Here is a 16502-nt window from a genome sequence, read left to right on the forward strand (position 1 = left end):
CCGTCCGGTTCTACTGGGAGCGCTTGTGCGCCCTGTTCTTCCGGAGGCTCACCGGTGATGGCCGGGTCGATGCCTGTGCGTCCATGGTAGCCAGCCGCGCAAGTGCGGTCGTCGCGGAGCGCCTTGGGCGGCCGAGGAAAAAGCCCGAGCGGCATCGCGGGTGTGCTCGCGAGGATGGCAGGCATGGACGAGAACGAGGTCGAGGTCGTCGTCGCCCACAGCCAGCGCGCGACGCTGCGGGTGGGCGGCGTGTACCTGAAGATCGACGGCGACCCGGCGCGCGCCGAGCGCGAGGCGCGGGCGATGGCCCTGGCGCCCGTCCCGACCCCGGAGGTCCTGTGGCGCGAGCCGCCCGTCCTCGCGATCGCCGCCGTGCCGGGCGAGGCGCTCGGTGTCCTCGGCGAGCCGTCGCCGCAGTCGCCGGCGGCGTGGGCGGCGGCCGGTGCGGCCGTCCGGCGGCTGCACGACGCGCCGTTGCCGCCGTGGCCGGGACGCAGCGTCGACGACGTGGCGGCGGAGCTCGACCGCGAGTGCGCGTGGCTGCTCGCCCACGACGTCGTGCCCGCCGAGGTGGTCCGCAGGAACCGGGCGATCGCCGAGGCCGCGCTGCGGCCGTGGTCGCCGGTGTTCGTCCACGGCGACCTGCAACTCACGCACGTGTTCGTCGACGGCGACGAGGTCACCGGCGTCATCGACTGGTCCGAGGCCGCGCCCGGCGACGCGATGCTCGACCTCGCCATCCTGACGCTCGGGCACGAGGAGCGCCTGGACGACGTGCTGGCCGGCTACGGCCCCGGCGCGGACCGCACCGTCATCCGCGCCTGGTGGTCGCTGCGCAGCCTGGCGGCGTCGCGCTGGCTGATCGAGCACGGCTTCGACCCGGACGCGCCGGGAGCGGAGCTCGACGTGCTCCGAGCCCGGATGCGGGAGTCCTGAGGACCGTGGACAGGCCATCAGCTCCGCGGAGCGTGCTGCCGGCGATCATCGCGGCCCCGCCTGGCCGATCGCCTGCCGGACGGCCTCGGCGAACGCGGCGGGACTGTCCGTGGCGAGCTGGTGACCTCCGCCGTCGACGATCTGCAGGTGCGATCCGCCGATGGCGCCGGCGAACCGGTGCGCCGCCGGGAGGTTGGGTCTGTCCTTGCTCCCGCACAGCACGACCGTCGGCGCGGTGATCCGTGACAGGTCGGGTGTCAGGTCGACGCGCACACCGAGGATGTCGAGCAGGTCCTTCTTCGACATCCCGTCCGGCAGGCCCAGGTGACGCTCCGGGACGGCACCGAGCACCAGTCGCTGGACCGCCATCGTCACCCGGGGCGGCCTGACCTGGCCGCCGGAGAGCACGAGTGACGCGACGGGGTGCAGGGAGGCGTACCGGGCGGCGATCATCGCCCCGATCGACAGGCCGACCACGGTCACCGAACGCGCCGCAGTCTCCCTGACGTGGCGGTGCAGGGACGCGACGGCCTCGTCGAACACGAAGGGTGTCGCGAGGTCCAGGGCCCCGAACGCCATCGACCGCACCGGGCCGAGCAGGTCTCGCTGGGCGTCCCACACCGACGCGGGCTCTCCGGCGCCGGCCAGGAAGACGACGAGATCGGGCACCAGCGCAGGGTAGCGAGCCCTGGCACCGGGCTCACACGCCGTCGCGGGCCGCCATGGCCTCGAGCGCGGCGAACGGCGCGGGGCTCTCGAAGCGCCCTCGCAGGGACGGCTCGTACGCGGTGAGCGGCCGCGCCTGGTAGAACCTCGCCAGCGCAGCGTCGTCCGGCTCGACACCCAGCTCCGGAGCGGGCACGAACCCGAGACGGGAGTAGTACGCCGGGTCGCCGACGAGCACCACGAGCGGCTCCCCCAGCGCGTCGGCGGCGCCGAGCACCGTGTGCACCAGCGCGGAGCCGACGCCGCGGGCCTGGTGGTCCGGGTGCACGCTCAGCGGGCCGAGCACGAGGACGGGTGCGTCGCCCACGCGCGCCCGCGTGCACACCACGTGCCCGGTGACGACGTCGTCGACGCACGCCACGAACGCGAGCTCCGGGATCCAGCACGGGTCCGTCCGCAGGAGGCCGACGAGCGTCGCCTCGCCGGGCGCGCCGTCCGGTTCGACGGGCGGCGCCGAGTAGGGCGCGCCCGCGAAGGCGGCGGCGGTGACGGCGCGGACGGCGGCGGCGTCGGTCGGGAGCTCGCGGCGGATCAGCATGGGCCGATGGTGACACCGGCCCTCCGTCGTCGTCTCCGGTTTTCCGCGTCCCGCCGCGGCGGACGTCGCGGTCTACAGTGCCTCGCATGCGCCGCGGACCGATCGTCGCCCTCGCCGGGGTCTCCGGGCTCGCCGCCGCGCTGGCCTGGAGCGAGTGGCTGAACCGGCGCTGGTCGCGCACCCTCGTGGTCGACGCCGCCGGGCCGACGCAGGCCGTCGTCGTCCTGGGGTTCCGCAACACCGGTCCGGCGGCGAACGTCGTCAACCGCTGGCGCGTGCGCGCAGGGCTGCGGTCGATCGACCCCGCGGCACGCGCGCGGCTCGTGCTCAGCGGGGGCGCGACGACGTCCGGGCGCTCGGAGGCCCGGGTCCTGGCCGACCACGCCGTCGGCGTGCTCGGCTACGACGGCCCGCTCGCGCTCGAGGAGGAGAGCCGGACCACCTGGGAGAACGTCGCCCGGGTGCTGCCGCTGGTCGAGGACGCCGACCGCATCACGATCGTCTCGCAGCCGGCGCACGCGCTGAAGGCGCGCGTGTACGTCGCGCGCCAGCGCCCCGACCTGGTCGGTCGCCTGACGCGCGGCGCCGACCACCGCTGGGGCGAGTGGCTGCTGCTCAAGCCGGCCCTCGCCGCGTACGGGCTGTGGACGCTGCGGGGCGTCCGGCGCGACCTGCGCCCGCGGTGACGCCGCGCCGTCCGGCTCGTATCGTGACGCCGTGACCGTCCTCCAGGCGCTGCTCGCCTTCGCGCTCGTCGCGGGGCTCCTGACCCTCGTCCCCGGCCTCGACACGGCGCTCGTGCTGCGCAGCACCGTGACCCGCTCGCGCTCGCACGGCTTCGCGGCGCTGGGCGGCATCCAGGTCGGCACCCTCGTGTGGGGCGCCGCCGCCGCGGGCGGCGCGGCGGCCCTGCTCGCCGCCAGCCAGACGGCGTACCGCGTGCTCACCCTGGCGGGCGCGGCGTACATGGTGTGGATGGGGGCGTCGATGCTCTGGCGCTCCTTCCGCGAGCCGCGCGTCGGCGCCGACGAGGTGGACGCGCCGCTGCCGGCCGGCGGCCGCTGGCGCGACTTCGGCCTGGGGCTCAGCACCAACCTCATGAACCCGAAGGTCGGCGTCTTCTACGTCGCCGCGATCCCTCAGTTCGTGCCCGACGGTGTCAACCCGCTGCTCATGGGCCTCCTGCTCGCCCTGGTGCACTGCGTGCTCGGCACCGCCTGGCTGTCGCTCGTCGTCCTCGGGGCGGGCTGGTTCGGGCCTCGGCTGCGCCGCTCCGGCGCCGTGCGGTGGGTGGACCGTGTCACGGGCGGCGTCCTCGTGCTGTTCGGCGCCCGTCTGGCGACCACCCGGATCTGAGGCCCCGTCGGGCCGCAGCGCCTGACCGGCGCCGCGCGACGTCAGGTGAACGCCAGCCTGTCCACGATGCGTCGTGCGGCCGACTCCGGGTCGGCCGACGGGTCGAGCACGTCGGAGCCGGCGAAGGCCCCCTCCCGCCAGAGCGACGCGAATCCGTGCACGACCGACCAGGCCGCGAGCTGTACAGCCGCAGGGTCCGAGACGCCCTCCAGGCCGCGGACCCCGTCGCGCAGCGCGTGCCCGGACCGTCGACGGGCGGCGGTCAGCTCCGGGTCGTCCGCCCGGAGCAGGTCGGAACGGAACATCACCGCAAAGTGCCCCGGTCGGGCGAGCGCGAAGCGGACGTAGGCCACCGCCACGTCCCGCAGGTCGGGGCCCGCCGCCTGGAGCTCCACCGCCAGCAGGTCGAACCCCTCGGTCGCGAGCGCGCTGAACAACCCTTGCCGGTCGCCGAAGTGATGCGCGGGCGCGGCGTGCGACACCCCGGCACGTTGCGCCAGCCCCCGCAGCGAGAGCCGGTCGACGCCGTCCTGTGCGATCTGGTCGGCTGCATGGCGCAGCACGACGGCCCTCAGGTCACCGTGGTGGTACGCGTCCGCCATCAGACCTCCATCTAGCCATTGACTAGTCCGTCCCGCGGACCTAACTTGTCACTGTCAAGATCCAGCCTAGCCTCTTCGGGAGAGCCCATGGCACCCCTCGTCGTCCTCGTCACCGTCACCCTCGCGGCACGGGGCCTCGGCGCTCTCGGCGTCGACTCGCTGGGCGGCTGGCCCGCCGCCGTGACCGCCGGCCTCGTGGCCATGCTGCTGGTCACCGCGAGCGCCCACTTCACGCAGCCCCGGCGTGCGGCGCTGATCGCCATGGTGCCGCCGCGGGTCCCGCGGCCCGGGCTGGTCGTGACCGTGACGGGAGTGCTGGAGCTCGCCGCCGCCGCCGGGCTCGTGCTCCCGGCCACGCGGACGGCCGCGGGCATCTGCCTCGCGCTGCTGCTCGTCGTCATGTTCCCGGCCAACGTGCACGCCGCCCGCGCCTCCACGGGTGTCCGCACCATGCCTCTGCCGGCGCGGTCCGCGCTCCAGGTCGTCTTCGTCGCCGCCTGCCTCGTCGCCGCGCTCGCCCGATGAGCCGGTGGGGTCAGGTGATCGTCAGCTCGATCGTGTGCCAGCCGGTGGCGCCGTCGGGCGCGGGCGGGGCCTCCGCCTCGACCTGGAGGTTCCCGTCGGCGTCCGTCGCGCGGACCGCGACGAGATGGTCGCCGGGCGTCGCGTCCCAGTCCAGGCGCCACTGGCGCCACGTGTCCGGGCCGACGGTGTCGGCGAGGTCGGCCGCGACCCAGTCGCCGTCGTCGACCCGCACCTCGACCCTCTCGATGCCGGTGTGCTGCGCCCAGGCGACGCCCGCGAGCGTCACCGCGCCGGCAGGCAGGTCGTCTCCCGGGCGCGGGACGTCGATGCGCGAGGACAGCTTGATCGGGCCCAGCGCCGACCAGCCGCGCGGCGTCCAGTAGCCCTGTTCGTCGGCGAACCGGGTGACCTTGAGCTCCGTGACCCACTTGGTGGCCGACACGTACCCGTACAGCCCGGGCACCACGAGGCGGGCGGGGAAGCCGTGCTCGGTGGGCAGCGGCTCGCCGTTCATGCCGACCGCGACGAGACAGTCGCGGTCGGCCTCCTGCAGCACCTCCAGCGGCGTGCCCGCGGTGAAGCCGTCGGTGCTGCGGGAGAGCACCATGTCCGCGCCGCCCTGCGGCTTCGCCCGGGCCAGCAGCTCCCGGACGGGGTAGCCGAGCCACAGCGCGTTGCCGATGAGGTCGCCGCCCACCTCGTTGGAGACGCACGCCAGGGTGACGTGGTGCTCCTCGAGCGGCAGGGCGAGCAGGTCGTCCCAGGTGATCGTGAACGGCTCGTCCACGAGGCCGGTCACGGTGAGCGACCAGTCGTCGGGATCCACCTGCGGCACGACCAGGGCCGTGTCGATGCGGTAGAACTCCGGGTTCGGCGTGACGTAGGGCGCCGCGCCCTCGACGCCGAGGTCCGCGCCCGCGGGCACCGCGGGCGCCGTCGTCGCGGGCCGCGGCAGGCGGATCGCCTCGCGCGCCGCCGTCACCGCGCGGCCGCCCGCGGAGACCACGCGCGAGACGCCGAGCACGACGACGGCGCCCGCCGCGGTGACGCCGGTCCACTGCAGGAAGCGGCGCCGGTCGATCGCGTACCGTCGGTCGGCGCGGGGCCGCTCGTCCTCGGCGAACCACGTCTCGACCCGGCGCAGCAGGGCGCTGAGCAGCGCGATCGCGGCCACCACCCCGAGCAGGCTCGGCAGCGCCCAGGCGATGTTCGCCCCGGGGCGACCCGCGGCCACGACGGCCGCCACCACGCCCACGGCGCCGAGCAGGACGGCGCCCCACGGCGGGCGCCGCCGCTCGAGGACGCCCGCGAGCGCCGCGCCCGCGAGGGAGACCACGCCCATCGTCGCGAGCAGCACGGCCTTGTCCGCCGTGCCGAACCAGGACACCGCGAGGTCCTTCAGCCAGCCGGGGACGCCGTCGACCACCGCGCCCCCGACCGCCACGACCGGGCTCGACGACGGGTCGACGAACGCCGCGACCAGCTCCGCCACGGCCAGCCCGGCCGCCGTCGCGACCACCCCCGCGAGCGCCGACCACCACCCGTCCCGCGGCCTCGGCTCGGGCGGGACCACCGACTCGGGGTCCCACCCGGCCGGGTCCGACGGGTCCGGGCCCGCCGGCGATGCGCTGCTCATGCCCTCAGCGTCCCACTCGGCGGCCCCCGGCGGCGGGAGGTGACGAGACCGTAAGGAACCGGGCGACCCGACCGATCCCCGAGCCCGCCCGTGTCGCTCGGCGAGGCTCACGCGCGCGGCGCGCCGTCCGGCGGCGCCGGCGGGCCCGGGTCGGGCCATCCGGCAAGGTGCCCGAGCCACGCGACCGCGAGCCACGCCCCCTCGAGGCGGAGCTCCGTCCCCGGACCCTCGATCACGGCGGTGCAGCGCGTCTCGAGCGTCCACGGCCCGTCCTCGCCCGGCGCAGCGGTCAGGGACCGGAGCGCCAGGGCCGAGCGGTCCAGCTCGACGTCGGCCGCCGCGCCGGGCAGCTCGACCCACGTCCGCGACCGCGCGGACCACAGGTGCGCGCCCTCCGTGCCGCCGGGGAGCCAGGCCGCGGTACCGCCGACGACGACGCACGGCAGCTCGGCGACGGGCTCGCCGGGGTCGCGCGGCACCCGCGGCGGCTCGTCGCCGAGGCTCGACACGTCACCCGCAGGCGCGCTCCCGTTCGCGATCGACAGCGCGAGGTCCACGGCGGCCCGCACGAGCCCCGTCGCCGCGCCCGCGCTCTCCCGGGCCCCGCGCCGTTGCCGGCGCGGCCGCCGCCACGAGACGGCGTCCTGGACCCGGGGAGTCGTCATGCCGTCGAAGGCTAGCGCCACCGGCCGCCGTCATGCCCGCGCGGGGGCCGGCTCCGGCCGGGGCACGTGCGCGAACACCGACTGTCCCAGCCAGCGCGGCACCCGGCGCCGCCCGCCCTCGGGCCCCTCGAGCACGACCTCGCGCGAGCGCAGGGCGCTCGCCCAGGTCACGTCGCCCCGCCACAGCCGGGTGAGGGCCCGCAGCGGCGTCGTCACGACCACCGCCGCGTCGTAGCCCGGGTCGTAGTCGCACACCTCGACCTGGCCGTCGCGCACGACGATCCACCACCGGGACACCCGGGGGGCCACGTCGGTGAGCACGATCGCCAGGACGGTGCGCTCGCGGGGCCAGGCGTCGACGTCGATCGTGCGGCGCATGTCCCACAGCAGCAGGTGCGGGTCGAGGTCGGCCTCCCCGAGCCCGCCGACCCATCGCGTGCCCCAGGCCCCGAGCGCCTCGACGAGCGGCCGCAGCTCCTCGCCCGCGGGGGTGAGGAGGTAGCGGACGTGCCCCTCGGCGCCGGCACGTCGCACGATCCCCGCGCGCTCCAACGTCCGCAGCCGCTTGGACAGCAGCGTGGGCGACATCTTCGGGTTGCCGCGCCGCAGCTCGTTGAACCGGGTGCTGCCGAGCAGCAGCTCCCGCACGACGAGCAGCGTCCACCGCTCGTCGAGCACCTCCATCGCCTTCGCGACGGGGCAGAACTGGCCGTAGCCCGCCATCCCCCCAGTGAACGCCCGCCGGGCGGGGCGCCGCCAGTACAGATCCAGGACTTCGCCCGGTCCAGATCCGGCACTGGACCGGCGGCGGCGCTCGGCGGAGCGTGAAGGGGTCAGCACAGCCCCAGTCAGCACAGCCCCAGGAGCGAAGGAGCCCCTCATGAGCACCACCGATTCCCGGACCGTCCCCGTCGACCTGCTCGAGACGGTCCGCACCAAGCACCGCGCCGTCTGGGAGTCCGGCGACTACCCCGCGGTCGCGGACCAGGTCATCCCCTCGCTGGGGGCCGTCCTCGTGGAGGCGTGCGACGTCGGCCCCGGCGACCGGGTGCTCGACGTCGCGGCCGGCTCCGGCAACGCGTCGATCCCCGCCGCGCTGGCAGGCGCCGACGTCGTCGCCTCCGACCTCTCCCCCGAGCTGCTCGAGGCGGGTCGCCGGCGCGCCGCGGACCACGGCGCCACGCTGCGGTGGGAGCCGGCCGACGCGCACGCGCTCCCGTTCGACGACGGCGCGTTCGACGTGACCCTGTCGTGCGTGGGCGTGATGTTCGCGCCGTTCCACCAGCTCGCGGCGAGCGAGCTGGCCCGCGTGACCCGGCCCGGCGGCACGATCGGGAACGTCGCCTGGACGCCGACCGGGTTCATCGGCGAGATGTTCGCGACCCTCAAGCCGTACGCGCCCCCGCCCCCTCCCGGCGCGCTCCCGCCGCCGCTGTGGGGCACCGAGGAGCACGTGCGGGTGCTCCTCGGCGACCGCGTCACCGACGTCCGGGCCGAGGTGCGCGGGCTCGTCGTCGACCGGTTCGCCGACGGCGCCGCGTTCCGCGACTTCTTCAAGGCCACGTACGGCCCGACGATCGCGACCTATCGGCACCTCGGGGACGACGACGCGCGCGCCGCGGAGCTCGACGACGCCCTTGCCGCGCTCGGCGACCGGCACCTGCGCGACGACGGCACGATGGTCTGGGACTACCTCCTGGTGCGCGCGACGCGGGCGTGAGCCCGCGCCCGCCCCTCATCCCGCGTCGAGGAGGCGGCGGCGGACGCGGTCGAGCTCCGCGTCCGTCACGCCGTGCGCGCGCAGGTAGCCCTCCGGGTCCACGCCGTCGAGGAACTCCTCGAGCGCGGCGGCGACGGCGTCGGACCAGGCCACCAGCTCGTCGGGCGCGCGGTGCGCCTCGTCCCACCCGGGTTCGGTGGCCGCGCGGTCGTTGTTCGCGCGCACGGCCCGCAGGTAGTCGTCGACGACGACCGGGCGGGGCACGCCGACGAGGGTCAGCAGGAGGGCGGTGATCATGCCGGTCCGGTCGCGCCCGCCCGTGCAGTGGTAGACGACGGCGCCGTCGGGCGCGTCGGCGATCGTGCGGAACACGTCGACGACGAGGCCGGGCCAGCGCTCGAGCACGCTCGCGTAGTAGCGCGGGGTGTCGAGGTGCGGCGCCCAGGCACGCATGAACTCGTCGTCGTCGGGGTCCTCGACGGGGCGGTGGTGCCGCGTCACCGACGGGGGCAGCTCCAGGGGCCCGATCTCGGCCGCGTTGCGCAGGTCGACGACGGTGCGGACGCCGGCGTCGGCCATCGCCGCGAGGCCGTCGCTGCCGGCGTCGTCGAGCCGCGACGTCCGGTAGAGGCGCCCGGCGCGGGTGCGGCCGCCGTCGGCGGTGGGCAGGCCGCCCAGGTCGCGGGCGTTGGGCAGCGCGCCCCAGCGCACGGCGCGGTCGTCGTCCGGGGGCGCGACGGCCGCGGCGTCGGCGGGCGGGGTACCGATCGGGAGGGTCACGGACGCCAGGCAACCACACGGGGTCGGCGGGGCGTACTAGGCTCGACGCCGGATCACGGGCACGACTCTGGCCCGTCGGCGCGACCCGGGCTGTGGGCCGCGGTTCCACCGGCGCGAGATGGCGCGCCGTCGGACGACACCACCGACGACGACCCCTGGAGCTTTCTCGTGCCCCGCCTCCCCCGCGCCGCCGTGCCCGGCGCCGCCCTGCTCGCCCTGTCCGTCGCCGTCCTCGCGGGCTGCGCGCAGGACCCCGCCGACGCCGCGCCGTCGGCGGAAGCCTCGTCCGGCGGGTCCTCGGACGGCACCGCCTACCCCCTGACGCTCGACAACTGCGGCGTCGAGACCACGGTCGACGCCGCGCCGCAGCGCGTCGTGACGATCAAGTCGAGCACCACGGAGATGCTGCTCGCGCTCGGCCTCGGCGACCGCATCGTCGGCTCGGCGTTCCTCGACGGGCCCGTGCCGGACTCGCTGGCCGACGCCGCCGCCGACGTGCCGGCCGTCTCCGAGCCCATGGCCGAGCAGGCGCCCGGCGCGGAGGCCGTGCTCGCCCTCGAGCCCGACCTCGTCTACGCCGGCTGGGAGTCCAACCTCACCGCCGACGGCGCGGGCGACCGCGCGACGCTGGCGAAGCTCGGCGTCGCGACCTACGTCTCCCCCGCCGCCTGCAAGGCGCCGGAGTACATGCCCGACCCGCTCACCTTCGATGACGTCTTCGCCGAGATCGACGAGGTCGGGGAGGTCTTCGACGCCGCCGACGCCGCCGGCGACCTGGTCGCCACGCAGAAGGACGCCCTCGCGTCGGTCACCCCCGACGACCGGGGCCTCACCGCCCTCTGGTACTCCTCGGGCGACGACATCCCCTACGTCGGGGCCGGCATCGGCGCGCCGCAGATGATCATGGACGCCGTCGGGCTGGAGAACGTCGCGGCCGACGTGCACGACACCTGGACGTCGTTCTCGTGGGAGCAGGCGATCGAGGCCGACCCGGACGTCATCGTGCTCGTCGACGCGACCTGGAACAGCGCGGAGCAGAAGATCGAGCGGCTCGAGTCGAACCCGGCCACCGCGCGCATGACCGCCGTGCGCGAGGGCCGCTACCTCACCGTGCCGTTCCCCGCGTCGGAGGCCGGCGTGCGGAACGTCGACGCCGTCGTCGACCTGTCCGCGCAGCTCCACGGGCTGGACGGGCTCGAGCCGTGACGACGACGGCCCGGCCGGTCGGGCCCCCCGCGACGACCGCGGCGACGACGGGCCGCCGCGGCGCCGCATGGTGGCTGCCGGCGTCCGTGGTGGTGCTGGTCGCGACCGTCCTGGTGACGGTGACGATCGGGCCGGCCGACCTGTCGGTCGCGGACGTGTGGCGCTCGATCGCGACGCACGTCGGGCTCGGCGGCGCGCTGGGCCTCGAGCCGCTCGACGCGCTGCCCGACGGCATGGTCTGGGAGCTGCGCCTGCCACGCGTGCTGACCGCCGCGGCGGTCGGCGCGGGGCTCGCGGTGTGCGGCGTCGTCATGCAGTCCCTGACCCGCAACCCGCTCGCGGACCCGTACCTGCTGGGGCTGTCGTCCGGGGCGTCCCTGGGCGCGGTGCTCGTGCTCGTCGCCGGGCTCACCGTGCTGCTGCCGGTCGCGGCGTTCGGCGGGGCCGTCGCGGCGCTCGCCGCCGCCCTCGGGCTCGCCGGCGCGATCGGCACGATCACGCCGACCCGCACGGTGCTGGCCGGGCTGGCGGTGAGCCAGCTCGCGGCCGCGGCGACCAGCTTCGTCATCTTCTGGTCCGCGACCGGTGACTCGTACCGCGAGATCCTGTCGTGGCTCATGGGGTCGGTGGCCGGGGCGACGTGGACGTCGGTCGCGATCACGGGCGTCGCCGTGCTGGTGCTGGGCACCCTGCTCGCCTCGACCGGCTCGATCCTCGACGCGTTCACCTTCGGCGACACGGCCGCCGCCACGCTCGGCGTGCCCGTCGCGAAGGTGCGATGGCTGCTGCTGGTGGGCGTCGCGCTGCTCACCGGCGCGCTGGTCTCGCAGAGCGGGTCGATCGGGTTCGTCGGGCTGATCCTGCCGCACGCCGTGCGGCTGCTGACCGGCGCGCGGCACCGGCTGCTGCTGCCGCTGTCCGCGCTGTGCGGGGCGTCGTTCCTGGTGTGGGCGGACACCCTGGCGCGCACGGTCTTCGCCCCGCGCGAGGTGCCCGTCGGCATCGTCACGGCGGCGATCGGCGCGCCGGTGTTCGCCCTGCTGCTGTGGCGCGGACGGAGGATCGCATGACCACCGAGGCACGCGCCGAGGCGCGCACCGACGCCCCCGCCCGGGTCGCCGCGGAGCCGGCCACCGACGGCCTGAGCGCCGCCCGCGTCTCCTGGTCGGCGTCCGGTCGGCTGATCCTCGACGGCGTGGACGTCACCGCCCCCGCGGGCGCGGTGACCGGGCTGCTCGGCCCCAACGGGTCGGGCAAGTCGACGCTGCTGCGCGTCCTCGCCGGGGTGCAGGCGCCGTCGGAGGGCGGCTCGGGCCCCGGTGCCCGCGTCGCCTTCGCGGGCGCCGACCTGCTCGCCCTGCCGCGGCGCCGTCGCGCGCGGACGCTCGCGCTCGTCGAGCAGGAGGCGTCCACCGACCTGCCCGTCACCGTGCTCGACGCCGTCCTGCTCGGCCGCATCCCGCACCGCTCCCTGCTGGCCGGGGACTCCGCGGGGGACCGCGCCGCCGCCCGCCGCGCCCTCGACGCCGTCGGGGCGGCGCACCTCGCGGACCGCGAGGTCACGACCCTCTCCGGCGGCGAGCGCCAGCGCGTGCACATGGCGCGCGCCCTCGCCCAGGAGCCCGCGCTCATCCTGCTGGACGAGCCGACCAACCACCTCGACATCGCCGCCCAGCTCGACGCGCTGCGCATCCTGCGGGAGCTCGCCGACCGCGGCGTCACCGTGCTCGCCGCCCTCCACGACCTGCAGCTCGCGGCCCAGCACTGCGACCACGTGGTGCTGCTGTCCGGCGGTCGTGTCGTCGCGGCCGGCGACGTGCGCGACGTCCTCGTGCCCCACGTCCTCGACCCCGTCTACGGCGTGCGCACCGAGGTGCTCACCCACCCCCGCACCGGCCGCCCGGTGCTGACGTTCGAGCCGGCCGGCTGATCCGCTGGGTCAGTCCCGCGGCCGCCGCCCCAGCTCGATGGCCGGGCAGCGGTCCATCACCATGTCGAGGCCGGCGGCGCGCACGCGGGCGGCGGCGTCCTCGTCGATGACGTCGAGCTGGAACCAGACCGCCTTGGCACCGACGGCGATCGCCTCGTCGGCGACGGCCCCGGCGAGCTCGGAGCGGACGAAGACGTCCACGACGTCCACCGGGAACGGGATGTCGGCCAGGCTCGCGTAGCCCTGCTCGCCGTGCACGGTCTCGGCGCTCGGGTGCACGGGCACGATCCGCTTGCCCGCGCGCTGCAGCACCCCCGCGACGCCGTAGGCGGCCCGCGCCGTGTTCGTGGACAGCCCGACGACGGCCCAGGTGCTGGTCTCGTCGAGGACGCGGTCGACGGTGGCCTCGACGTCGGTGGTGGTCTCGGTGGCCTCTGGCGTGCTCATGCCTCGTGCAACCGGCACCTCGATCGGCCTGTTCCAGTCCCGCGGGTCCCTGATCCTCATGCGTGCCCCCTCGTCGTCCGATCCTTGCGGGCGGTCATGCCAGCGCCAGCGCCACGCCCGCGAGCGCGCACGCCGCGGCGCAGGTGACGGTCCGCACGTGGTTGAGCCGGCTCCAGGGCCGGTCGAAGGCGGCCCACCCGGCGGCGTCCCGGTGCGCCATGACGTGGTTGTTCAGCGGCACGTTGCCCGCCGCCGTCACCCCGAGCATGCCCACGACCACCAGCACGGCGCTCGCCACGACCAGCCACGCGCCGTCGTACCCGCCGACGAGGCCGACCACCGCCGAGCCGGCCGGCACGACCACGGCCGCACCGAACAGGGTCATGAACGGGGGCCGGACGGCGTCCTCGTTGATCGCCGCGATCGCGGCGGCCGCGGCCGCGGGGTCGAGCCTGCGCAGCCCCGGCATGACGAAGGTCGAGAACGCCGCGAACACCCCGCCCGCGAGGCCGGTGACCAGCACGGTCAGCACGAGGAGCACGTCCCAGAGATCCATGGGCCCATCCAACCAGCGGAACCTCCCCCCGCGCAGCAGGATGGAGCCATGCCCGCACCGCCCGCCGTCGTCGCCGCCACCAAGCGCTTCAACCCGTACGCCCTCAAGGTCAGCTCGCGGGTGCCGCCGTGGGTCACGCTGCACCACGTGGGCCGCAAGAGCGGCCGCGAGTACCACACGCCCGTGGTCGCGTTCGCCGCCCGGGCGCCCATCGACACCCGGGTCGCGCGGGCCGGGGACCCCGTCGAGATCGGCGAGTACCGCGACATCCTCGTGCTCACGCCGCTGCCCTGGGGCGCGGACGTGGACTGGTGCCGCAACGTGCGCGCGGCGGGCTCGTACCGCCTCACCCGCAAGGGGACCGACTATCGCGCGGACCAGCTGCGCGTCATCGACGCCGACGGCGCCCGCGGGATGCTGGGCGGCTTCGTCGGCGCGGCGTCGGGGCTGATCGGCATCGAGTCGTTCCTCGTCGGGCGGCTGAGCCGCTGGCCTGTCAGCGCGCCAGGGCGCGGCTGACGAGCTCGACGGCGTCGACCGCCGTCCCGGCCTGCAGCGCGGTCGCCGTCCGGGCCGCCGACGGAGTCGTCGTGCCCGCCGCTGCCGGTCTGCGGGCGAAGCTGGCCGTCGTCGCGGCGACGACGGTGCTGCTCGCCCTGGGGGGCACGGTCGACTCCCTGGTGGCCGTCGCGGCGCTCTCCCTGGGCATCGGCGCGCTCTGGCGGAGCACCGCGGGGATCGCCACCGCGGGTTCGCCCGGGTGCGCCGCCGTCGCCGCCGTCCGGCGTCGCGATGCCTGAGGGCTAGCCTTCACGACCCCCGGCATCCCGCGCCACCTTGGACGCCCAGGCGACCAGCGGCACCTGCAGGGGCAGCCTGGCCCATGCGATCGCCGGGTTGCGTGCCCACGAGCGGTAGCCGGGGTGGGAGTCCAGCGCCATCTTCACGTTGCCCGGGAAGACGGCGACGAACAGGGCCGCAGAGGCGAGCCCGCCGACCCTCCGCGTGGCCGGGACGGCGACGGCCACCGCGCACGCCAGCTCGGCGACCCCGCTGCCGTAGACCCACGCGCGCGGCGAACCGAGCCCGCGCGGGATCAGCCCCTCGAAGACGGCCGGGCGGACCAGGTGCAGGGCGCCGGCGGCGCCGAGCAGCCCGGCGAGCGAACCGGCGATGACGTGCTGGCCACGAGACATGCCCCCGACCGTACCCGCGGGTGGAGAATGAGCCCATGTCGACGACACTCTGGATCACCGGCGACCCCGAGACGGACACGCTGCTGAGCGACGACATGTTCGCGCTGCTCGTGGGCATGCTGCTCGACCAGCAGTACCCGATGGAGCACGCGTTCGCGGGCCCGCGCAAGATCCGCGACCGGCTGGGCAGCATCGACCCGCACGCCGTGGCGGACGCCGACCCGGACGAGTTCGTCACCCTCGCCACCACTCCCCCGGCCATCCACCGGTACGGGCGGTCGATGGCGGGCCGCGTGCAGGCGCTGGCGCGGGCGATCGTGGACGACTACGACGGCGACGTCGCGAAGCTCTGGACGACGCCCGGCGCCGAGGGGCCGGCCACCGGCGCCGAGGTGCTCGCCCGCCTGAGGGCGCTGCCGGGGTTCGGCGAGCAGAAGGCCAAGATCTTTCTCGCCCTGCTCGGCAAGCAGCGCGGGATCCGGCCGGACGGCTGGCAGGAGGCGGCGGGGCACTACGGCGACGAGGGCTCGCGCCGTTCGATCGCGGACGTCACCAGCGCGGAGTCGCTCGCCGAGGTGCGGACCTTCAAGAAGGCGCAGAAGGCGGCGGCGAAGGCGGCCAAGCAGGGCTGAGGCCCCGCTCGGCCGGGGGCCGCCGGCTCAGCGGCCGTGGTGCCCGTGCGAGAGCGGCACCGTCCACACCTCCCCGTCGAGGGTGACGACGTAGGCCGTGCGCCCTACGATCTCGAAGGACGTCGGCCGGTCGAGGCCGGTCGCCACCGCTCGCAGGACGCCGTGCCGCCCGGCCTTCATCACCTGGCCGGTGTCCGGGTCGGCGGGCGACCCCTCGGGGCTGCCCGGGGTGAAGTGGCCCTGCGCGAGCGCGTACAGCCCGCCCCGGCCCGTCTCGACGTCGACGAGCAGCCGCCCGCCGGAGGCGATCTGATGGACGCCGTGCCGCCACGGGGTGAAGGCGACGACCTTGCCCTCGCTCGGCAGGTGGGGCACCGGGCCGGCCTCGGCCATGAGGACGGTCCGGCCGACGGTCTCCAGACCGGTCGGCACGACGTTGCCGAACGCGCGGACCTGCGTGATCGAGCCGTCCGGCGTCACGTACAGCACGCGGTTGTGGTGGCCGTCGGTGACGAGGAAGCCCCTGCGGTACGGCTCCATGGCGAACTGCAGGCCGATGGGCACGAAGAAGTCGGTCTTCGGCGGGTGGGCGATCGACCACGCGCCGAGGTCGGCGACGGGGCGCGGGACGCCGTCCCGTCCGACCCGGTACAGCCCCGAGACCTGCGGGTCGGCGAGCGACACGAGGACGTAGGCGGTGCGGCCGCGGAACGCGACGTCGAGCGCGCCGCCGGGCGTCCCCGGCTGCTGAGGGGGCAGCCCCGAGACGAAGGTCGAGGCGGCGCCGGTGCGGCGGTCGATCCGGGAGACCTCGCCGGAGACCGGTTCGGTGACGTAGAGGGCCCCGTCGGGGCCGACGGTGGAGCCGGCGCCGCCGGACAGCCCGGCGGTGAGGAGCGACGGGTCGGCGTGGTGATGGACGTGGTGGTTGCCGTGGTGATGGCCGTGGTGATGGTCGTGGTGCGACGGGGTCGCGGCGGCGGTAGCGACCGTGGTCGCGGCGAGCAGGGTGGACAGCAGGACGGCGATGATGCGTGGGGTGCGCATGGGG

Annotated in this window: 22 protein-coding genes; 11 read left to right on the plus strand and 11 right to left on the minus strand. The window is 75.8% G+C overall.

The genetic code is table 11. The features are described from left to right. Positions 1-183: 183 nt before the first annotated feature. Complete coding sequence (locus tag ACQP6G_RS01030) at positions 184-936, plus strand: phosphotransferase family protein (RefSeq protein ID WP_429762317.1); 753 nt, start codon at positions 184-186, stop codon at positions 934-936. 45 nt (positions 937-981) lie between these two features. Here the strand turns inward: ACQP6G_RS01030 and ACQP6G_RS01035 are convergent, their stop codons facing one another. Together ACQP6G_RS01035 and ACQP6G_RS01040 are read right to left on the minus strand one after the other, a co-directional pair. Next, the gene (locus ACQP6G_RS01035) at positions 982-1605 is read right to left on the minus strand and encodes an alpha/beta fold hydrolase (RefSeq protein ID WP_429762318.1); all 624 of its coding nucleotides are present in this window, start codon (positions 1603-1605) and stop codon (positions 982-984) included. Positions 1606-1636: 31 nt separating this feature from the next. Then, complete coding sequence (locus ACQP6G_RS01040) at positions 1637-2200, minus strand: GNAT family N-acetyltransferase (RefSeq protein ID WP_429762319.1); 564 nt, start codon at positions 2198-2200, stop codon at positions 1637-1639. 86 nt (positions 2201-2286) lie between these two features. Here ACQP6G_RS01040 and ACQP6G_RS01045 point away from each other — a divergent pair, with 86 nt between their 5' ends. Next, on the plus strand, positions 2287-2886 hold the full coding sequence (locus tag ACQP6G_RS01045; protein WP_429762320.1) for a YdcF family protein: 600 nt from the start codon (positions 2287-2289) through the stop codon (positions 2884-2886). Between the two features lie 31 nt (positions 2887-2917). Then, entirely contained in the window at positions 2918-3556 is a 639-nt protein-coding gene (locus tag ACQP6G_RS01050; RefSeq protein WP_429762321.1) for a LysE family translocator, read from the plus strand. A 41-nt stretch (positions 3557-3597) separates the two neighbouring features. Here ACQP6G_RS01050 and ACQP6G_RS01055 read toward each other — a convergent pair whose 3' ends face one another. Beyond that, the gene (locus ACQP6G_RS01055; protein WP_429762322.1) at positions 3598-4158 is read right to left on the minus strand and encodes a TetR/AcrR family transcriptional regulator; all 561 of its coding nucleotides are present in this window, start codon (positions 4156-4158) and stop codon (positions 3598-3600) included. 87 nt (positions 4159-4245) lie between these two features. On the opposite strand from ACQP6G_RS01055, the gene ACQP6G_RS01060 reads away from it, so the two are divergent. Next, entirely contained in the window at positions 4246-4683 is a 438-nt protein-coding gene (locus ACQP6G_RS01060) for a DoxX family protein (RefSeq protein WP_429762323.1), read from the plus strand. A 10-nt stretch (positions 4684-4693) separates the two neighbouring features. Here the strand turns inward: ACQP6G_RS01060 and ACQP6G_RS01065 are convergent, their stop codons facing one another. From ACQP6G_RS01065 to ACQP6G_RS01075, 3 genes are all read right to left on the minus strand, one after another. Then, on the minus strand, positions 4694-6319 hold the full coding sequence (locus tag ACQP6G_RS01065; RefSeq protein WP_429762324.1) for a molybdopterin-dependent oxidoreductase: 1626 nt from the start codon (positions 6317-6319) through the stop codon (positions 4694-4696). Between the two features lie 107 nt (positions 6320-6426). Then, positions 6427-6984 (minus strand): hypothetical protein, encoded by a 558-nt coding sequence (locus ACQP6G_RS01070; protein WP_429762325.1) that lies wholly within the window; start codon positions 6982-6984, stop codon positions 6427-6429. Between the two features lie 30 nt (positions 6985-7014). Next, complete coding sequence (locus ACQP6G_RS01075; RefSeq protein ID WP_429762326.1) at positions 7015-7707, minus strand: winged helix-turn-helix transcriptional regulator; 693 nt, start codon at positions 7705-7707, stop codon at positions 7015-7017. A gap of 157 nt (positions 7708-7864) precedes the next feature. Between ACQP6G_RS01075 and ACQP6G_RS01080 the strand changes: the two genes are divergently transcribed. Beyond that, positions 7865-8704 carry a class I SAM-dependent methyltransferase gene (locus ACQP6G_RS01080; protein WP_429762327.1) on the plus strand — a complete coding sequence of 280 codons (840 nt, stop codon included), beginning with the start codon at positions 7865-7867 and terminating at the stop codon, positions 8702-8704. A 15-nt stretch (positions 8705-8719) separates the two neighbouring features. On the opposite strand, the gene ACQP6G_RS01085 is transcribed toward ACQP6G_RS01080, so the two are convergent. Continuing rightward, a complete protein-coding gene (locus ACQP6G_RS01085) occupies positions 8720-9484 on the minus strand; it encodes a tyrosine-protein phosphatase (RefSeq protein WP_429762328.1) in 765 nt (254 codons plus the stop codon). Positions 9485-9652: 168 nt separating this feature from the next. On the opposite strand from ACQP6G_RS01085, the gene ACQP6G_RS01090 reads away from it, so the two are divergent. From ACQP6G_RS01090 to ACQP6G_RS01100, 3 genes are read left to right on the plus strand one after another with little or no spacing between them, the layout of a single operon-like run. Further along, entirely contained in the window at positions 9653-10690 is a 1038-nt protein-coding gene (locus tag ACQP6G_RS01090; protein ID WP_429762329.1) for a putative F420-0 ABC transporter substrate-binding protein, read from the plus strand. Next, positions 10687-11760: a putative F420-0 ABC transporter permease subunit gene (locus ACQP6G_RS01095; RefSeq protein WP_429762330.1), complete on the plus strand. Its 1074-nt coding sequence runs from the start codon at positions 10687-10689 to the stop codon at positions 11758-11760. The genes ACQP6G_RS01090 and ACQP6G_RS01095 overlap by 4 nt, the downstream gene beginning before the upstream one ends. Next, positions 11757-12620: a putative F420-0 ABC transporter ATP-binding protein gene (locus tag ACQP6G_RS01100; RefSeq protein ID WP_429762331.1), complete on the plus strand. Its 864-nt coding sequence runs from the start codon at positions 11757-11759 to the stop codon at positions 12618-12620. The genes ACQP6G_RS01095 and ACQP6G_RS01100 overlap by 4 nt, the downstream gene beginning before the upstream one ends. A gap of 9 nt (positions 12621-12629) precedes the next feature. Here ACQP6G_RS01100 and ACQP6G_RS01105 read toward each other — a convergent pair whose 3' ends face one another. Together ACQP6G_RS01105 and ACQP6G_RS01110 are read right to left on the minus strand one after the other, a co-directional pair. Next, positions 12630-13067, minus strand: a complete 438-nt coding sequence (locus ACQP6G_RS01105) for a CoA-binding protein (protein ID WP_429762332.1) — start codon at positions 13065-13067, stop codon at positions 12630-12632. Positions 13068-13161: 94 nt separating this feature from the next. Then, positions 13162-13623 carry an anthrone oxygenase family protein gene (locus ACQP6G_RS01110; RefSeq protein WP_429762333.1) on the minus strand — a complete coding sequence of 154 codons (462 nt, stop codon included), beginning with the start codon at positions 13621-13623 and terminating at the stop codon, positions 13162-13164. A gap of 48 nt (positions 13624-13671) precedes the next feature. Between ACQP6G_RS01110 and ACQP6G_RS01115 the strand changes: the two genes are divergently transcribed. Continuing rightward, entirely contained in the window at positions 13672-14142 is a 471-nt protein-coding gene (locus ACQP6G_RS01115; RefSeq protein WP_429762334.1) for a hypothetical protein, read from the plus strand. Positions 14143-14213: 71 nt separating this feature from the next. Continuing rightward, positions 14214-14423, plus strand: a complete 210-nt coding sequence (locus ACQP6G_RS01120) for a hypothetical protein (RefSeq protein ID WP_429762335.1) — start codon at positions 14214-14216, stop codon at positions 14421-14423. Positions 14424-14426: 3 nt separating this feature from the next. On the opposite strand, the gene ACQP6G_RS01125 is transcribed toward ACQP6G_RS01120, so the two are convergent. Further along, a complete protein-coding gene (locus ACQP6G_RS01125; RefSeq protein WP_429762336.1) occupies positions 14427-14819 on the minus strand; it encodes a DoxX family protein in 393 nt (130 codons plus the stop codon). 35 nt (positions 14820-14854) lie between these two features. On the opposite strand from ACQP6G_RS01125, the gene ACQP6G_RS01130 reads away from it, so the two are divergent. Further along, entirely contained in the window at positions 14855-15451 is a 597-nt protein-coding gene (locus tag ACQP6G_RS01130) for an HhH-GPD-type base excision DNA repair protein (protein ID WP_429762337.1), read from the plus strand. Between the two features lie 27 nt (positions 15452-15478). On the opposite strand, the gene ACQP6G_RS01135 is transcribed toward ACQP6G_RS01130, so the two are convergent. Then, the gene (locus tag ACQP6G_RS01135) at positions 15479-16498 is read right to left on the minus strand and encodes a ScyD/ScyE family protein (protein ID WP_429762338.1); all 1020 of its coding nucleotides are present in this window, start codon (positions 16496-16498) and stop codon (positions 15479-15481) included. Positions 16499-16502 lie beyond the last annotated feature (4 nt).

This window comes from Isoptericola nanjingensis (assembly GCF_050311635.1).
In the GTDB taxonomy this organism is placed as follows: domain Bacteria; phylum Actinomycetota; class Actinomycetes; order Actinomycetales; family Cellulomonadaceae; genus Isoptericola; species Isoptericola nanjingensis.